Genomic DNA, 17,173 nt, shown 5'->3' with positions numbered 1-17,173 from the left:
TGCTTCGCAGGACGGCCTTTTTTACGTATTACGCCTTTGTGGCGCCAACGCTCAGCCGGCCATCGGCGGCGTAGGCTAGTTGGCCCAGCTCGACCAGCGTGCGCAAGGCACTCGCTATCGTAGGGGCTTCGGCGGTGGGGTAGCGGGCTACTACCTGGCGGGGCAGCAGCGGGGTAGCCCGTAGCAGTTCTAGCAACCCGGCTTGTAGCCGGGCAGTGTCGGGAGGCGCTTGCCGGGCTTTTTTGTGGGCCAGGCACACATCGCACACGCCGCAAGCCAGGGCATCGGGCTCAGCAAAATAATTGAGTAAAAGCTGCTGGCGGCAGCGGCTGGTGCTAGCCGCGTATTCGATAACGGCGGCGGTTTGCTGCTCAGTAAGCTGGCGGGCTGCCTGGAGGCGGCGCTCGTCAAGCGGCAGCTGGGGCGCGTCGTAGCGGGGGGTAGTGAAAAGGGCCTGCGGCAACTCGCGCTTCGGCTGGTAGTGCAGCACGCCGGCGCTGTGCAGGTAGCGCAGCTGGCGCACCACATCGGTGGTGCTCTGGCGCAAGTGCCGGCTCAGCGCGCCTTCCGAAATGGGCTGAAATGCAACGAACAACTCGCCGCCGTATAGCCTTAACAGGGCTTTAATAAGCAAATCGTGCTGCGCATTGGCTACCTGAAACTGGTATAAATCCTGCTGATTGCTGATGAGCTGCACCCGCGCCGGTTGGTTCACGGCTTCCGTCACTTGCACAAAGCCCTGCTGCTCCAGCGCCTTGAGCGCGTGGTGGGTATCGACGGCCTTGAGGCGGTAGGTTTCGGCAAACAGGCCCAAGTCGAAGTCGAACGCTACCAGCTCGCCGCCCCCCACGGCCGTGCGCGAGTAGTTGGCCAGTGCCTGGTACACGCGGCGCACAACGTCGGCGGGCGGGTGGGCCAGCGTGGCTTGGCGGCGCAGACTGTCGGCATCGGCCGGGCCGCTCAGCAGCACCGCAAACGCGTAGAGGCCGTCGCGGCCGGCGCGGCCAGCTTCTTGGTAGTAGGCTTCGAGGGTGGCGGGCGCGTCGAGATGTGCTACCACGCGCACGTCGGGCTTGTCGATGCCCATACCAAAGGCATTGGTGGCCACAATGATGCGTATTTTGTCCGCCAGCCAGGCCTGCTGCACGCGGGTGCGCTGCTCGGGGGGTAGGCCGGCGTGGTAGGCCGCGGCGGGCAGCTTCTGCTGCACCAGCCACGCGGCCGTATCCTCGGCTTGGCGGCGGGTGCGGGCGTACACAATGCCGGTTTTGCCGGGCCCTACCCCCCGCAAGACCTCCAACAGTCGGCGAAATTTATCCTCGGTGTGCAGCACCGAATACGAGAGCTTGGGCCGGGCAAAGCTTTGGGTGAAAATGCCGTAGCCGGGCCGGAAATTTAGCTTCTCCACGATGTCCTGCCGCACCTGCCCGGTGGCCGTGGCCGTGAGCGCAATGCACGGCACCGTGGCCGGCAGCAGTGCCCGCAGCTCAGCAATGCGCAGGTAGGGCGGCCGAAAATCGTAGCCCCACTGCGAGAGGCAGTGTGCCTCGTCAATGGCCAGCAAGCCCACGTTCATGCGCGCCACCCGGGCCCGAAACAAGTCGGTGAGCAGCCGCTCGGGCGATACATACAAGAACTTTATTTCCTTGCTGTACACGCAGTTGTCGAGCGCCTGGTCGATTTCCTGGTGGCTCATGCCCGCGTATACCGCTTCGGCCTTGAGGCCGCGCTTGCGGAGGTTCTCCACTTGGTCGCGCATCAGGGCAATGAGCGGCGACACCACCACGCAGATGCCCGGCCGCGCCAGCGCCGGCACCTGGAAGCACACGCTTTTGCCCCCGCCGGTGGGTAGCAGCGCCAGCGCATCGTGGCCCGCCAGCACCGCCTCCATGATTTCCTGCTGCCCCGGCCGAAACTGCTGGTGCCCCCAGTACTGGCGCAGCAGGGCAAGCGGTTCGGCGGCAGAGGTGGCAAGCATACAGTAAAATTACGCCAACTGCGCAAACGCATGGCGCCGTCCCCTACCCTCTTTCGCAGTAAAGAGCCTACTTTCTACTATGGTGCGGTAGCCACCGCTTTCTTTGAGAGGGGGTAGTAGCACGCAAAAAAGCCCGGCACCTCACGGCGCCGGGCTTTTCGTTGTATTCTCCATTAAAGTTTAGGCGGCTACGGCCGTCGTGCCTTCGCGGTCTTCAATGGCTTTGCGCAGCTTGTCGATGGCCTGGGTCGCACGCTCCTCGTCGAGGCGATTGATGTTGAGCAACATCTTGGTCTTCTCTTGGCGCGTGATGAGCGGGTGGTTTAGCAAGCGAATGATTTCTTCCTTCTGGCTAGCGGTAGCATACTGCACTGGGGCAACAACAGGGGCTTCAGCCGCTGGAGCCTCGGCCGGTGCGGCGGGGGTAGGGGCCGTGGTCACAGCGCGCATGACGGGTGCAGCGGGTTCAGCAGCTACGGGCAGCGCCGGAGCCGGCACGTTGCCCGAGTATTCCATTTCCTCGGCGGGGGTAGGCTCGTAGCCAGCGGCGCGGATAATCCAGGCCAGGATGTTGCGGTAAGCCTTGCCCACGGCGCGGGTCTGCGCCATGCTAGCAATGGCAAACTCTTGGTAGAATTTCTTGCCGCTCTCCTTATTCGAGCAGATGGCAAAGCCAGCGCCTACCGTAGTGCCGTGGCGCAGGTCGTAGAGCGTCACTTTAGCTTGGTATTTCAGCTCCTGGTCGTTGCTCACGTTGATGACGTGCTCCACGATGGGCACGATGCCCAAGCGCGAGCCAGCGTACTGCCAGCCCTCCACATTCACAAACTCTTTGCCTTGCACCTGCGTGCTAAGCTTGTTGTCTTTGATAAACTTGGCCAAGTCCTTCGCCAGGTCGAGCGTCTCGTCCGATTTGGCGATGTCGTAGCTCTCCACGCGAACCGTCTTTTTGGCGGCAGCAGTAGTTTCCTTCGGGGTTTTGGTGGCTTCGGTCATGGTTTGGGTGGCCAGGGGCCGGTTATCGTTCTGTAGTACGAATATCAAACCAACCAGGGACAAATAGTGTTCCACTAAAGCCAATTTTATTAGTAAAATTTAGTGCTGATAATCAAGGTGTTTAGGAGAGGGTTAAAATAATTTTTTACAGGGACGATTTTCCAAGCTCCTTAGCTAATCTTCCGTTAGTAAAAACGCTAAAAAGACGGTCATACTAAGCAAAATAAAGTATCTCGTTCGCGCCGTTGGGTTAGTAACCCAGCGATTTGAGCGCGATGCTTCGGTTTGCTTAGTATGACCGTCTTTGTTGGCTGCTTATCAACGCCACCCCTACCCCCTATTCCTCCACAATGTGGCCGTCGCGCATCACAATGCGGCGGTCGGCCATCTGGGCTAGGGTGTCGTTGTGGGTCACAATGACGAAGGTTTGGCCAAACTCCTTGCGCAGCCAGAAGAATAGCTCGTGCAATTCCTGGGCATTGCGCGAGTCGAGGTTGCCGCTGGGCTCGTCGGCAAAGATGATTTCGGGCGAGTTAATGAGGGCGCGGGCCACCGACACGCGCTGCTGCTCGCCGCCGCTCATCTCGCTGGGTTTGTGGTCTACGCGGTGGTCGAGGTTGAGCAGGCCGAGCAGTTCGCGCGCCCGCACGCGCACTTCTTTCTCCGAGCGGTTGGCCAGGAAGGCAGGCAAGCACACGTTTTCGAGGGCTGTGAACTCGGGCAGCAAGTTGTGAAACTGAAACACGAAGCCGATGTGGCGGTTGCGAAACTTAGCCAGCGATGTGCGTCCAAGCTTTGTAACCGCCTCTCCATCAAAAAGTACGTCGCCCGAGTCGGGGTTGTCGAGCGTGCCCAGAATATGAAGCAGCGTGCTTTTGCCGGCCCCCGACGAGCCTACGATGCTTACTACCTCCGCCCGGTCGATGGTGAGGTCGATGCCCTTGAGCACTTCCAGCGAGTTGTAACTTTTACGAAGGTTGATAGCTTGCAGCAAAGCGTGGGCAGGGTTGGGTAGTACAGTATATGTACGGCAAAGCTACGCGGAAAGACTAGCGGCCATCGGGCCAGCGGCTGTGATGAGCCCGGTAAAGCAGCTGCTCCCGAATGAGCAGCCAGAACGGGTCGTGCGGGGACAGTTTGGGGGCGATTGCCGGGCTACTATTCGCTGCGCTCGCTATAACGGACAATTTTACGCTCCCCGTTCCCCCTCCCGGCCCTACCTTCGCGCCCAATAACTATCTCCCCCCTACCCCCCTCCGATGAACATTCACGAGTATCAAGGCAAGGAAATTCTGAAAAAATACGGCGTGCGCGTGCAGGAAGGCATTACCGCCGACACGGCCGATGACGCCGTGGAAGCCGCCAAAAAGCTCAACGAGCAAACCGGCACCAGCTGGTACGTCATTAAGGCCCAGATACATGCCGGCGGCCGGGGCAAAGGCGGCGGCGTAAAGCTTGCCAAAAACCTGGAGCAGGTAAAAGATATTGCTGGCCAAATTTTGGGCATGCAGCTCGTGACCAAGCAAACGGGCCCCGAAGGCCGCTTGGTTAACAAAGTGCTTATCGCGCAGGACGTGTACTACCCCGGCGAAAGCCCCACCAAGGAGTACTACATGAGCGTGCTGCTAGACCGCACCAGCGGCAAAAATGTTATCATCTACACCACCGAGGGTGGCATGGATATCGAGGAGGTAGCCGAGTCGCACCCCGAGAAAATTCTGAAGGAATTCATCGACCCTGCCGTGGGTCTGCAAGGCTTCCAGGCCCGCAAAATTGCCTTCGGCCTTGGCCTCGAAGGCGAGGCGCAGAAGGAAATGGTGAAGTTTGTAACGGCTTTATACAAAGCTTACGACGAAACCGACTCGGCCATGTTCGAGATTAACCCGGTGCTGAAAACGTCGGACAATAAAATTTTGGCCGTAGACGCCAAGGTGACGCTGGACGACAACGCGCTGTACCGCCACAAGGATTTCATTGCCCTGCGCGACATCAACGAAGAGGACCCCTTGGAAGTAGAAGCCTCCGAGTCGAACCTGAACTATGTGAAACTCGACGGCAACGTGGGCTGCATGGTAAACGGCGCCGGCTTGGCCATGGCCACTATGGACATCATCAAGCTTTCGGGTGGCGAGCCCGCCAACTTCCTCGACGTAGGGGGTGGAGCCAACGCCCAAACGGTTGAGGCGGGCTTCCGCATCATCCTGAAGGACCCGAACGTGAAGGCTATCCTGATTAACATCTTCGGTGGCATCGTGCGTTGCGACCGCGTGGCCAACGGCGTGGTGGAAGCCTACAAAAAAATCGGCGATATCCGCGTGCCCATCATTGTGCGCCTGCAAGGCACCAACGCCGAAGAAGGCGCCCGCATCATCGACGAAAGCGGCCTAAAAGTGTACTCGGCTACCCTGCTGAAGGACGCTGCTGCCCGCGTGAAAGAAGTGCTGGCCGCTGCGTAAGTAGCAAGCCGCCACTTGTTTTTTAAAAGCCCGTCTAGTAACCCAGACGGGCTTTTTTGGTTAGTAGCTTAGCATATACTGCACCCGGAACGTCATCACTCTTTCCCCTTTTCCACTATGGAATTCACCCGCTTAGGAAACACTGGCCTCCAGGTTTCCAAAATTTGCCTGGGCACCATGACCTACGGCACGCCCACCGAACGCTGGCCCTGGGCACTCAACGAAGAGGCTAGCCGGCCTTTTATTCAGAAAGCCTTAGAGCTGGGTATCAACTTCTTCGACACAGCCGACGTGTACTCGAATGGCGCCAGCGAAGAAGTGGTGGGTAGGGCACTGCGCGACTTTGCCAAGCGCGACGAGGTGGTGCTGGCCACTAAGGTTTTTAACGCAATGGGGCCGGGGCCGAATGACAAAGGGCTGTCGCGCAAGCACATTATGAGCGCCATCGACGCCAGCCTTCAGCGCCTAGGCACCGACTACGTAGACCTCTACCAGATTCACCGCTGGGACTACAACACGCCAATTGAGGAGACGCTGGAGGCGCTGCACGATGTGGTGAAGGCTGGCAAGGCGCGCTATATCGGAGCGTCGTCGATGTTTTCGTGGCAGTTCGCACAGGCTTTATACCTGGCCGACAAGCATAATTGGACGCGCTTCGTGAGCATGCAGCCGCACTACAACTTGGTGTACCGTGAGGAGGAACGCGAAATGCTGCCGCTATGCGCCGACCAGAAAATCGGCGTTATTCCGTGGTCGCCACTCGCCCGCGGGCTGCTCACTGGGGGCCGGGGTAGGGAACGCAACGAAACCGAGCGCGCCAAAACCGACGGCTTCGGCAAAACCCTCTACGGCCGCGACGACGATTTTGCGGTGGCCGACCGCGTGACCGAAATTGCGCAGGAGCGTGGCCTACCCAACGCGCAAATTGCCTTGGCTTGGATGCTAAGCAAGCCGGTCATCACTTCGCCCATTGTGGGCGCCAGCAAGCCCGGCCACCTCGAAGACGCCGTAGCCGCGGTAGAGGTAAAGCTGTCGGCTGATGAAATTAAGCGCCTGGAGGAGCCTTATCAGCCCCACCCGGTATTAGGCTTTAGCTAAAGCTAAAAGGCAGGGGTAGGGCTGCCTTACTCCTACCCCACCTCAAACTGCTAACATAAAAGAGGCCCGCCTGAATAATTCAGGCGGGCCTCTTTTATGTTAGCAACTGTGAACTAGGCAGCTACGCCGCCTTTTTCAGCTACCCCAGCGTTTTCTTCGGGGGCTACCGGAATGGCTTCGCCTTTTACTTTGAGTTCAACTTCCATGTTGCCACGCGTACCAACCGAGTAAGGGCAAATTTTGTGGGCAGCTCGTACCATTTCAATGGTCTTAGCTTGGTCAAACGACTTCAGGTCTACGTCCAGAATAGCGCTCAGGCCATAGCCTTCGCCCTCTTGGAACAGCGTTACCGAGCATTTCACTTCGGTACCGGGGTCGAGTTTGTCGCCGGCGCGCTGCGCAATCACGAGCAGGGCCTGCTGAAAGCACGACGAATAACCGGCCGCAAATAGCTCTTCGGGGTTAGTAGCCCCTTTTTTACCACCGAGGCCTTCGGGCACCGACATGTCGAGGTCGATAATACCCGTGGTCGAGCGCACGTGGCCGCTGCGGCCACCCACAGCCGTAGCGTCGGCCGTGTAGAGAGTTTTCTTAGTAGATTCCATGAGGAAAAGGAAATGAGCGGGTTTGGAGAAGACTAACCGATTTTTGGCGCCTAGGGTTGTGTTCGGCACACCCGAATCGGACAAAAACCTGTCTAGGTTTGGCTGCGCCAGCTTTTATGGCTAGTTTTGCACCCCCGTACTGGTCGCGTAGTACAACGGATAGTATGGGAGCCTCCGAAGCTCTAGATCTAGGTTCGATTCCTAGCGCGACCACTTAAAAGCCCTTTGCGCCAGCGCAAGGGGCTTTTTTATTTACTAAGGCAGCTGTTTAGAAGCAAATACCGCTCGGGTTGGTGGCGCGGCTTCCGGCAAGTAATTGGCTAAGCGCCGGGTAGCGCAAGGCCATGCAACCCGGCAACGTGCTTCTTACTCTTCTTCCTACCTATACCTTTCTTTCTGATTTTATGAAACGGATTTTTCTACTGCTGGGCAGCACATTGCTGCTAACGGGCACTGCGCAAGCGCAAGCCGGCCTGCGCGTGGGGGGTAGCCTTTCGCGCTTCAACAATTCTACCGGCAACTACATTTACCACAACAGTTCGGGCAGTCTACTCGGCTACCAGGTAGGTTTGTACTACCAAGTATCGCTGGGCAAGCATTTGTCGCTGGTGCCCGAAGTGCAGTTTAGTAGGGAGCGCATGACCCTAACCCGCTATACTTCTGATATTACCGATGGCGGCTTAAATGCCGACTACCGCGAGCGCTTTAGCTATTTGAACGTGCCCGTGCTACTGCGCCTAGCCCTGGGGCCCGTGTACGTGGAGGCTGGGCCGCAAGCCAGCTACCTACTAGGCGGCCGCGAAACTGGCACCGTGGTAGCCGGCGGTTTTGCGGGCACCACAGTCTATACTGTAGACCGGGAAGTTATCAACCGCTACCGGCGCTGGGACGTGGGCCCGAGCATAGGGGTAGGCGTGCAGCTACCCGCGGGCGTTGGCCTAAATGTGCGGGCGTATCAGGGTCTGGCTTCGCTGCCCCACGACTCAGAAGCCAACACGGGGCACCTATACCGCAAATCACTGCAAGTTTCGCTGACCTACCAGCTTCCAGGTCATTAACTAAGTGCAGCGGTTGCTCTTCGCTTGGCGCAACCAAACCGGTGCCCTCATCAGGAGTGGTTTACGATAACGTAAACCACTCCTGATGAGGGCACTAAACATATAGTAGGCTTTTATAAAACTTGGAATAGTTGCTGATAGGCCGTAGCATAACCAACCCAAGTAAGTGCTTTTGGGAAAGAGCTGATGAGACAAAATAATTGAGCTATCAAAAATGCTTTTGCTCTTATCCGTTTAATAGTGCGCTACAAAAATTTAATTAATTGGACGAAAACAGTATGGTGAATTGATAGTTGCCCCCTAACTTTAGGCCATGAACTATCCCTATCCCACCTACCAATCTTTGCAAGTTTCTTCATCTGTTACTGAGCAAAGCCGTCAGCGCTTGGTTACGGCCATTCTTTCGTTTGGCAAAAATACCGCGCTGTTTCCCGAACCCTATCAGCAACAGCTACTTGAGCAGTTCAACCGTGGGCGCCTGACAATTGACGAAGTAGTATATTACCTAGAAACTAAAGAACTCTCCCAGCAAGGCAACTGGCAGTTTTAAGCACGAAGGCTACCAATGGGTTAAGGGGGTAGGGCCCAGCTACGGCACCCTTACCCCCACCCTAGCGGCCCAACTCAAGCAGGGTTTGGTAACCTAACGTACTGGCATCTATTTAGCCACTTAAAGGCTACGGTTACTCAGGGCTATGCTGGCAATTTTGTACAAGACTAGCTGTGCTTCGACTGCCGGCAGTTACGTTGGCTCAACAAGTAGTTTATTATTTGGGAAATAAGTCACTTGAAAGGCAAGATTGCTTTTTAGGCGTAGCAACGAGCTAGGCACGCGGAATAGGGCTTTGGCTATGAATAGTTTACTTATTCTTCAGCGCCTTTTGACAATGGGTAAGATTGACAATTGGGCTAAATTTGGTTTGCCACCCCGAAGACTAGGCTGGTTGGAAACTCTAAAAAAAGTTCCATCCGCAATCCAGATACTTCTTGCTATCGTACTACCGAGTATATGGAGCATGATTACCCCAATAGATTTGCCATTTTTACACGCGCTAACAACACTTCTTGGCAGAGCCAACTGCGTTGTAGCGTTCGCTTGTACCTCGCGATGGGCGAGCATCCGGTACAGGCCCAAGAACTAGAAGCTCATTTGCGCCGCACGGAGGATGAATTAGTGCATTACCTGTTGGAGGGCGAGCCGCCGACCACCGCGACCCTGAAGCAGGCCCAAACTGTTTTGGATATGGCCCAGAGCGCACTATTAGCATCGGAGCCTGAAGTGCAGACCTTGCTCCGTGAACTGACAGCGGAGCAGGCAACCAAGCTCTGGGCCCCGGAGTTTACTCCGGCAGCTGAGCCCGGAGAGTAGCAAGTGCCTAAGCAGCCCGGCTAGCTTTGCTTGCAAACAGTTTAATACCAGGCCCAAACTTAGGCAGCACTATGACTGGTTTAGGAGGGCAGGAAACGCCGCCTCGGGGCAGCTTTTGGGCCCTACCCCATCCAAAACGAACCAGGAAGCAGCAAAACCCGCATGTTTAATGACGGAGAACTAGTCAAAAAGGCTAGCTCGTTGTTTTCTTTGCGGGCGCGCCGCCCTTTGCGCCGCCCCTATCTGCTCATGGCAACATCCACCCTCACCGGCCTGCGCGCCGGCGTTCTGCACGGCGACGAAGTGCAGGCCCTCTTTCAGCATGCCAAAGCCAATGGCTATGCTTTGCCCGCCGTGAACGTGACGGGCACCGATACCGTAAACGCCGTGCTGGAAGCTGCCCGCGACCTCAACTCGCCGGTTATCATTCAGTTCTCTAACGGCGGCGCGCAGTTTTTTGCTGGCAAGGGCTTGCCCAACGACAAGCAGCAGGCCAGTATTGCGGGCGGTATTTCGGGCGCGCACCACGTGCACCTCATGGCCGAAGCCTACGGCGTGCCCGTAATTTTGCATACCGACCACGCCGCCAAAAAGCTGCTACCCTGGATTGATGGCCTGCTCGACGCCGGCGAGAAATACTACGCTCAGCATGGCCAGCCGCTATTTAGCTCGCACATGCTCGACTTGTCGGAGGAGCCGATTGAGGAAAACATCGAAATCTGCCGCGAATACCTGGCTCGCATGGCCAAAATTGGTATGACGCTCGAAATTGAGCTTGGCGTGACCGGCGGTGAGGAAGACGGGGTAGATAACTCCGATGTGGACTCGTCGAAGCTCTACACGCAGCCCGAAGAAGTGGCTTATGCCTACGAGCAACTGCGCGAAATCAGCCCGCGTTTCACGATTGCGGCAGCATTTGGCAACGTGCACGGCGTGTACAAGCCCGGCAATGTGAAGCTGCAACCCAAGATTTTGCACAACTCGCAGGAGCACCTGCGTGCCAAGCACAGCATCGCCGACGAGTTGCCCATCGACTTCGTATTTCACGGCGGCTCGGGCTCTTCGCAGGAGGAAATCCGCGAGGCCATCGGCTACGGTGCCATCAAGATGAACATCGACACCGATTTGCAGTGGGCGTTCTGGGAAGGCATCAAGAATTATTACGTCAAGAACGAAGGCTTTTTGCAGGGCCAGATTGGCAATCCCAATGGGGTCGATTCGCCTAATAAGAAGTACTACGACCCGCGCGTGTGGCTGCGTGAAGGCGAGAAAACCTTCGTTACGCGCCTTAAAAGTGCTTTCGAAGACCTGAACGCCGTGAACCGCCGGCCCTAATGGCCGAACCTAAAACAGAAAGCCCAACCGTTTTGCCGCGGTTGGGCTTTCTGTCTTTCAAGAGGTTAGCGAAATATTACAGGGGGTAGCAAACCCCAACCCCGAGGCTACCCGTATAGTCGGCCAAACATTCTCTCACCCCGACCTTATGAAAAAGACCCTTTTCCCCGTTGCTGCGCTGGCCCTCACCTTGTTTGCCGCTGCTCCTGTTTTGGCTCAAACCTCTACCAGCGATGGTGGCGACAAAAATAAAACCACCACCGACGGCATGACCGTTAAAACCAAGGTGGCTGACGATGGCAAAATGAAGGTGAAAGGCAAAGACGATGCGGGCAACAGCATGAAAGCCACCACCAAGCCGCGCAAAGGCAAGAAAGGCATGGATAACATGAGCGGCCCCGGCGTGATGGTAGGCGGTGCCATGATGGTGCCTAATAAAGACATCGTGGACAACGCCGTAAACTCTAGCGACCACACGACGCTGGTGGCCGCCGTGAAAGCCGCTGGTTTGGTTGAAACGCTGAAAGGCGCCGGCCCCTTCACCGTATTTGCGCCCACCAACGCAGCTTTTGATAAGCTACCCGCTGGCACGGTATCGACCCTCACCCAGCCCGAAAACAAGGTTACCCTCACCAAAATCCTGACCTACCACGTGCTGCCCGGCCGCATTATGGCCGAAGACCTCACTGATGGCCGCACGCTGACCACGGTAGAAGGCGAAACCCTGACCGTAGTGAAGAAAGACGGCAACGTAATGTTGCGCGACGCTAAAGGTGGCATGAGCACGGTAGCCATCGCCAACATTGTGGATTCGAACGGCGTAACCCACGTGATTGACACAGTGTTGATGCCAGCCAACTAAGGCTCTACCCCACTGCTTAGGCATCGGCTTTTAAAAGCTGCTTTCCGCGTGTTACCTAGTTTCGGGTAGCACGTGGAGAGCAGCTTTTTTGCTAAATAGTACATTTTTAACGCTGTAGCTAAGAGGCCTGTTGGGTTATTTTTCTGTAAAGGCTTCGTAAGTGCGGCCCTACCCCCTGCTTTTAGCCTCACCTTTGCTGAGTGATTCGTATTCCATTTTATCGTTTTCCTATGCATAGACTTTTCCGCTTAGTATTAGTATGCTTGAGTTTGGGGCCACTGCTGGGCCGGGCCCAAACGGTGCCCACAGTGCCTGCTCCGGCCCCGGCTAACCTTACCAGCCAGGCGCTACGCGACTGGCTGCGCACTAACTGGTACGACCCCTACCGCCGCGAATTGAGCTACGCCGATGCCCGCGCCAAGATGTACAACTACGCTGACAACTACGATAATAAAGTAGTGTGTGTATACTCGGGTTATTCAGAAACGGTGCCCTATAGCTTCACCAACACCAGCACGAGCGTAGTAACGAGCATCAACTGCGAGCACAGCATTCCGCAATCGTGGTTTAAGGAAACCGTGCGGATGCGCTCGGATATGCACCACCTCTACCCCACCTATATTACCTGGAACAGTAACCGCGGCTCGGACCCCTACGCCGAGATTCCGGACGCGCAAACCCGGCTGTGGATGCGCCTAACGCAGAGCCAGACCAGTATCCCAACCACCAACATCGACGAGTACAGCGAAGATACCAATTCGCAGTTTGAACCCCGCGAGGACCACAAGGGTAACCTGGCGCGCACAGCCTTTTACTTCTATACGATGCACGCTGGCCAGCCCGACCTGGTAGCAACTGGCCACAACGACATCAATACGCTAGCCGACCTCAACACGTTGTATCAGTGGCACCTAGCCGACCCGGTAGACGAGCACGAACGCGAGCGCAACCGCCGCGTAGCCGCCAGCCAGGGCAATTATAACCCGTATATCAACGACCCGACGCTGGTGGCGCGAGCTTGGGGCTTTGCGCCAACGGGACCGGTTATCTCGTTTGCGACGGCCACGAGCAGCGTTCCCGAAGGCAACAGCGGCTTTACTACCTACACAGCCACGCTCAACGTAAGCCCGGCCCCTACGGCTGCCCTCGTGGTGCAAGTGGCGCTGGATGCTACCAGCTCGACGGCAACCAGCGGAGTAGATTTCACCTTCCCTACCCCCACCACCGTAACCTTTGCCGCCGGCCAAACCAGCCAGACGGTAAGCCTGACCGTGACCGGCGACACCCAGCCCGAAGCCGATGAAACGGTAGTACTGACGCTGCAAAACCCGGGCACTGGCGCCAGCCTGGGCGGTCCCAGTACTCACACGCTCATACTCACTAATGACGATGGCAACCCGCCCACGGTGGCTTTCGCTACTGCCACGGGCAGCCTACCCGAAGGCAACAGCGGCACCAGTACCTACGCCGCCACCGTCACGCTCGCTAATCCGGGCAACCTTCCCTTTCCCATCATGGTGCCCGTGCTGGTGGATGCGGCCAGCACCGCTAGCAGCCCCAGCGATTATATTTTGGCTACCAATACCTTAACATTTGCCAGCGCTACGGCCTTGAGCCAGACAGTACGCGTGACCGTGATAGGCGACTTGCTCCCTGAGCCCAACGAAACAGTGGTACTGCGCTTGGGCACACCTAGCGCAGCCGGCCTAGTGCTGGGCGCGGCGCGCACGCATACGCTCACCATCGGCAACGACGATGCCGCGCCTGTTGGGGGCAGCTGCACCGACCCTTTTTTCTCGAAATATTTTGAGTCGGCGGCGGGCAATACAAAGGCGCTAGAAATCTTCAACCCTACTGCTTCGCCGCTGGATTTGAGCGGGTTGCGGGTCGAACTGTTTGCGCCCGGCGCCACTACTCCTACTTCTACGGCTACCCTTACGGGCACAGTAGCGGCCAGTGGCGTGTACGTAATCGCCAATACGGGCGTCACCGATACGGGCGTCAAAGCCGTGGCCAATTTGCAGTCGAATGTGTGCTTCTTCAACGGGCCGCACGCGCTGGTGCTGTTTGATGGCACTGATACGCTGGATGTTATTGGCGTGGTAGGTCGCACGCCGGCCGGTGCAGGCACGAGTTGGGCCGTGGCTAGCGGCGGCAACACCCGCGACAACTCGCTGGTGCGCCTGCCCACTACCGGCCGCGGCAACAGCCGCTGGTTTGGCCCTACTGGCGCGGCCACAACCTGGCAAGCCCAGGGCACCGACAACTTCACTGGCTTGGGCAGCTATACTTCAACGGCTTGTGCTACCGTGCTGGCCGTGCGCGGCGCCAGCGCCGGCCGCCCTACCCTCACTATTTATCCGAACCCGGCCACTGGCCACGCCAGCTTGCTGCTGCCTGGCGCCCCAGCCACCCAACCAGCCACCGTAGAAGTACTAGATGCAGTGGGCCGCTTGGTGCGCCACCTCACGGCGCCGCTTGGCGCTACGCTCCCCGCCGAACTGGGGCTAACCGGATTGCCCGCAGGCCTCTACGCAGTGCGTGTGGCTACGGCTGAAGGTCAATATATAGGCCGACTGGTCGTAGAATAGCCGGTGGGTGATTAAAATGCTGGTTTAAACCGTTTATCGTGCACCAACTATTGGGTAATTTAGAAGGTTCTTGCGGTATACTAAAAGCCCGGCGGCATCCAATGCCGCCGGGCTTTTAGTATACCGCAAGAACCTTCTAAATTACTCGCGTACAATGCGCTGCACTAAGCTACCGGCAGGCCCAGCTACCCGCAGTAAGTACAGGCCAGCGGGCAGCGCGGCGAGGGTTATTTCTCCGCCGGTAGCGGGCAAAGTTGCCTGCACCACTACCCGACCCAGCGCGTCGAGGACCTGAGCGGTGGCTGGGCCAAACTGAGTGGGTAGGCGAATGTGCAACTCGCCAGTTGTGGGGTTTGGATACACTTGCCCCAGCACCGCAGGCGCAGCCGGCACGGTAGCCAATACTTGCTGTGTATACAGAGCCGCGGCGGCTTGAGCGGCCGCTTGCAGTTCGGCCAGCGAAGGCGCCGCTAGCACGGCAAAAGCCACGGTGGCCGAGTCGCCGGGAGCCAGGCGCGGCACCAACGTGCTCACTACCGTCGATACATCGGCGCCCTGGTTAGCCCCCGCCTCGCGGTTTGTGCGGCCAAAGCCGCCGCTGAGTGCCAAATACTTTTCGGCGGGGCTAAAGCCATCAGCTAAGTAAATAGGGGTACCCGCGGGAGCGCCGTTGTTAATGGCGTACACGCCGGCCGGCCGCGGCCCCAGCACCTGCACACCCGTGTACACCTGGCTGGCTACGGGGTCGAAGCAGTAGCTCAAACGGTTGACAGAATCCCAGCGAGCTACGTTGAGGCCAGGATTGCCGGGCAAATCCCAGTCGGTAAAAATCCCAGCGTAAAGTGCCTTCAGCGTGTCGGCCGTTAGGTTACGCAAGGAGTAGTCGAGCAAAATCAGGTTGCGGCGCGCGGCGGGGGTAGCCCAGCTTTGGCCGTGCTGGCGCACGCGCACCCCCACCGAGCGCGGAAGCTGCGGGTCGGGCAGCGAATCGCGAAACGTGCCGCGCACTTCCTGGTCGGCGCGGGGGCCGGGAGCCAGCCGCACGGCCTGGGCCAAGGTGAAGAATGACTGCCGCGACGCGCTACCCCGGCTGCGCAGGCGGTCGGCCACGCGGGTCGGCGAGGTGGCCAGCAGCAGCCCGCCCTCGCTAAGCAGTGGCTCACCGTCTCGGTAGCGCGCGCCTAGCCCCACCGCCGCCGTCAGGTCATCGTAACCCAGGTTGCCCCGGCTGGTAAGGCTCAGGCTCAAGTCGCCGGCGTCGAGCTGCGCAAAATCAGGGTTTACCAGCACCGTCACGTATTGGTCAGCCTGATAGCCATCACTTCCTACAAAATGATACCGCAGCAGGGCCGACGTATTCACGGGCACGCCGCTAGCCGCCACCGCCAGCCGAAACGGCGCCGCCTCGTTGGTGGCCTGCGTCAGCGTGGCCAGGTTGCCTACGGCAAATGTGCCCTGCCGCACCGTGACGTAGGGCGACTGCGACGTAAGCGTTACGGTGAGGCCACTGATAGGCAGCAGCAGGTTGCGCACCGTCACGGCCAAACTGATGGTATCGCCGGGGGTATAGCCCGTGGGCTTGGCCGGCAGGTAGGTGCTCTGCACTACCCGCGCCTCGCGCTGATTAAGCGCCGCCACGGCCTTACCCACATTGAGGGTACCCGTGCCTAACAAACCAATGTAAGGCACATTGGCCGGCAGGTTATAAATAGCGGCATTGGCCGTGCGGCGCAGCTGCGCCCGCACCTGCTCGGCACGCAGTTGCGGAAAGCGCGCCCGCACCAGCGCTGCCGCGCCCGCCACCTGCGGCGCCGAAAAGGAAGTACCCGTACCCGCTCGGTAGTCCGTATCCGTAACGCCGCCCGTACTCGGTATTTCTACCCCCGTAGCTGCTAGGTCAACGCGAGTGTTATAGGTTGAGAAGGCGGCGATAACACCGCCGCCATCCGTAGCGGCTACCGCTAGCACATGGTCGTAGGAGGCCGGGTAAACGAGTACATTGGCGGGCGTGTTGCCGGCCGCGGCCACCAGCACCGCGTCGCGGTTTACGGCCGCATAGGTGCACACATCTTGCTCGAAGCGCGAGTAGCCCCCTACCCCACCCCACGACATGTTAATGATTTGGCAGCCGTGGTCGGCCGCGTACACGATGGCCTCGTAGCCCGCGAAAGCCCCCGGCACCGAGCCCGGAAATATTTGCAGCGGCAGCCATTTGCAGCCAAACCCTACGCCGAGAAATCCTTTGCCGTTATTGGCCTGCGCCGCCGCCAGGCCAGCCGACATACTGCCATGAACGTCAACGCTTTCGTAGGAGGGGTCGTTGTTGTTGTGCGCCATATCCCAACCCCGAAAGTTGTCGATATAGCCGTCCTTATCATCATCAATGCCATTGATAGGGTCGGCATAATTGTATTTTATCTGCCGCACTAAATCCTCGTGGTTGAGGCGGAAACCGGTATCCGTAATGCCAATTACGATGCTCGTATCGCCTTGCGTCGCGTCCCAGCCCCGGTAGGCGTTTATCAGTTTCAGGTATGTCGCGCTGCTCTGCGTCGAGTCGGCGCGCGGGTCGTTAGGTTGGTAAAATGGCGCACGCACGTACACCGGCTCCACGTATTCTACCGCACCAGTGGCCAGCAGCAGCGCCCGGGCCTTGGCTAGGTTAAGGGGGGTAGGCACCGTGCAGTGGTAAATCAGCCGCAGGTCTACGCTGCCGGGCTGCTCGGGACTTGGGACCTGCGTAAAGGGAAATTTTTGCGTTAGCCCCGTGGCTGCCAAGGCCCGCAGGGCTGGTTGCACTGTACCCAGGCTGCTGCCAGGTGCTA

General features: G+C 58.3%; 13 protein-coding genes and 1 tRNA gene. 9 read left to right on the top strand and 5 right to left on the bottom strand.

Annotated features, from left to right (window positions below; translation table 11 throughout):
* Positions 1-28: 28 nt before the first annotated feature.
* The 3 genes from GO988_RS01075 to GO988_RS01065 form a co-directional block, all read right to left on the bottom strand.
* On the bottom strand, positions 29-1,978 hold the full coding sequence (locus tag GO988_RS01075) for a RecQ family ATP-dependent DNA helicase (protein ID WP_157561686.1): 1,950 nt from the start codon (positions 1,976-1,978) through the stop codon (positions 29-31).
* Positions 1,979-2,158: 180 nt separating this feature from the next.
* The gene (locus GO988_RS01070) at positions 2,159-3,022 is read right to left on the bottom strand and encodes a hypothetical protein (RefSeq protein ID WP_232341328.1); all 864 of its coding nucleotides are present in this window, start codon (positions 3,020-3,022) and stop codon (positions 2,159-2,161) included.
* Positions 3,023-3,311: 289 nt separating this feature from the next.
* On the bottom strand, positions 3,312-3,968 hold the full coding sequence (locus tag GO988_RS01065) for an ABC transporter ATP-binding protein (RefSeq protein WP_157561685.1): 657 nt from the start codon (positions 3,966-3,968) through the stop codon (positions 3,312-3,314).
* A gap of 265 nt (positions 3,969-4,233) precedes the next feature.
* On the opposite strand from GO988_RS01065, the gene sucC reads away from it, so the two are divergent.
* Positions 4,234-5,430: an ADP-forming succinate--CoA ligase subunit beta gene (gene sucC, locus GO988_RS01060; protein WP_157561684.1), complete on the top strand. Its 1,197-nt coding sequence runs from the start codon at positions 4,234-4,236 to the stop codon at positions 5,428-5,430.
* A gap of 117 nt (positions 5,431-5,547) precedes the next feature.
* The gene (locus GO988_RS01055) at positions 5,548-6,528 is read left to right on the top strand and encodes an aldo/keto reductase (RefSeq protein ID WP_157561683.1); all 981 of its coding nucleotides are present in this window, start codon (positions 5,548-5,550) and stop codon (positions 6,526-6,528) included.
* A gap of 113 nt (positions 6,529-6,641) precedes the next feature.
* On the opposite strand, the gene GO988_RS01050 is transcribed toward GO988_RS01055, so the two are convergent.
* Complete coding sequence (locus GO988_RS01050; protein ID WP_157561682.1) at positions 6,642-7,133, bottom strand: organic hydroperoxide resistance protein; 492 nt, start codon at positions 7,131-7,133, stop codon at positions 6,642-6,644.
* A 141-nt stretch (positions 7,134-7,274) separates the two neighbouring features.
* On the opposite strand from GO988_RS01050, the gene GO988_RS01045 reads away from it, so the two are divergent.
* From GO988_RS01045 to GO988_RS01015, 7 genes are all read left to right on the top strand, one after another.
* Positions 7,275-7,346: transfer RNA gene (locus tag GO988_RS01045), tRNA-Arg, on the top strand.
* A 191-nt stretch (positions 7,347-7,537) separates the two neighbouring features.
* On the top strand, positions 7,538-8,191 hold the full coding sequence (locus tag GO988_RS01040; protein ID WP_198172455.1) for a porin family protein: 654 nt from the start codon (positions 7,538-7,540) through the stop codon (positions 8,189-8,191).
* Positions 8,192-8,504: 313 nt separating this feature from the next.
* Positions 8,505-8,741: a hypothetical protein gene (locus tag GO988_RS01035; protein WP_157561680.1), complete on the top strand. Its 237-nt coding sequence runs from the start codon at positions 8,505-8,507 to the stop codon at positions 8,739-8,741.
* 459 nt (positions 8,742-9,200) lie between these two features.
* Positions 9,201-9,560, top strand: a complete 360-nt coding sequence (locus GO988_RS01030) for a hypothetical protein (protein ID WP_157561679.1) — start codon at positions 9,201-9,203, stop codon at positions 9,558-9,560.
* 249 nt (positions 9,561-9,809) lie between these two features.
* Positions 9,810-10,895, top strand: coding sequence for a class II fructose-bisphosphate aldolase (gene fbaA, locus GO988_RS01025; protein WP_157561678.1), 1,086 nt, complete (start codon positions 9,810-9,812; stop codon positions 10,893-10,895).
* A gap of 379 nt (positions 10,896-11,274) precedes the next feature.
* Positions 11,275-11,757 carry a fasciclin domain-containing protein gene (locus tag GO988_RS01020; protein ID WP_232341383.1) on the top strand — a complete coding sequence of 161 codons (483 nt, stop codon included), beginning with the start codon at positions 11,275-11,277 and terminating at the stop codon, positions 11,755-11,757.
* A 230-nt stretch (positions 11,758-11,987) separates the two neighbouring features.
* Positions 11,988-14,348 carry an endonuclease gene (locus GO988_RS01015; protein ID WP_157561676.1) on the top strand — a complete coding sequence of 787 codons (2,361 nt, stop codon included), beginning with the start codon at positions 11,988-11,990 and terminating at the stop codon, positions 14,346-14,348.
* Between the two features lie 141 nt (positions 14,349-14,489).
* Here the strand turns inward: GO988_RS01015 and GO988_RS01010 are convergent, their stop codons facing one another.
* Positions 14,490-17,147, bottom strand: a complete 2,658-nt coding sequence (locus GO988_RS01010; RefSeq protein ID WP_198172454.1) for a S8 family peptidase — start codon at positions 17,145-17,147, stop codon at positions 14,490-14,492.
* Between the last annotated feature and the right edge of the window lie 26 nt (positions 17,148-17,173).

Origin of the sequence: Hymenobacter ginkgonis (genome assembly GCF_009755225.1) — a bacterium.
Taxonomy (GTDB): Bacteria; Bacteroidota; Bacteroidia; order Cytophagales; family Hymenobacteraceae; genus Hymenobacter; species Hymenobacter ginkgonis.
Note: the sequence above shows the minus strand (reverse complement) of the source record. Positions and strands in the feature narration are given on the sequence as shown.

What these genes read in the sequence shown, in the direction of transcription:
- GO988_RS01075 (WP_157561686.1), bottom strand. Translation starts at nt 1,978, where the DNA reads ATGCTTGCCACCTCTGCCGCCGAACCGCTTGCCCTGCTGCGCCAGTAC.
- GO988_RS01015 (WP_157561676.1), top strand. Translation starts at nt 11,988, where the DNA reads ATGCATAGACTTTTCCGCTTAGTATTAGTATGCTTGAGTTTGGGGCCA.
- GO988_RS01040 (WP_198172455.1), top strand. Translation starts at nt 7,538, where the DNA reads ATGAAACGGATTTTTCTACTGCTGGGCAGCACATTGCTGCTAACGGGC.
- fbaA (WP_157561678.1), top strand. Translation starts at nt 9,810, where the DNA reads ATGGCAACATCCACCCTCACCGGCCTGCGCGCCGGCGTTCTGCACGGC.
- GO988_RS01050 (WP_157561682.1), bottom strand. Translation starts at nt 7,133, where the DNA reads ATGGAATCTACTAAGAAAACTCTCTACACGGCCGACGCTACGGCTGTG.
- GO988_RS01020 (WP_232341383.1), top strand. Translation starts at nt 11,275, where the DNA reads ATGGATAACATGAGCGGCCCCGGCGTGATGGTAGGCGGTGCCATGATG.
- GO988_RS01035 (WP_157561680.1), top strand. Translation starts at nt 8,505, where the DNA reads ATGAACTATCCCTATCCCACCTACCAATCTTTGCAAGTTTCTTCATCT.
- GO988_RS01030 (WP_157561679.1), top strand. Translation starts at nt 9,201, where the DNA reads ATGGAGCATGATTACCCCAATAGATTTGCCATTTTTACACGCGCTAAC.
- sucC (WP_157561684.1), top strand. Translation starts at nt 4,234, where the DNA reads ATGAACATTCACGAGTATCAAGGCAAGGAAATTCTGAAAAAATACGGC.
- GO988_RS01055 (WP_157561683.1), top strand. Translation starts at nt 5,548, where the DNA reads ATGGAATTCACCCGCTTAGGAAACACTGGCCTCCAGGTTTCCAAAATT.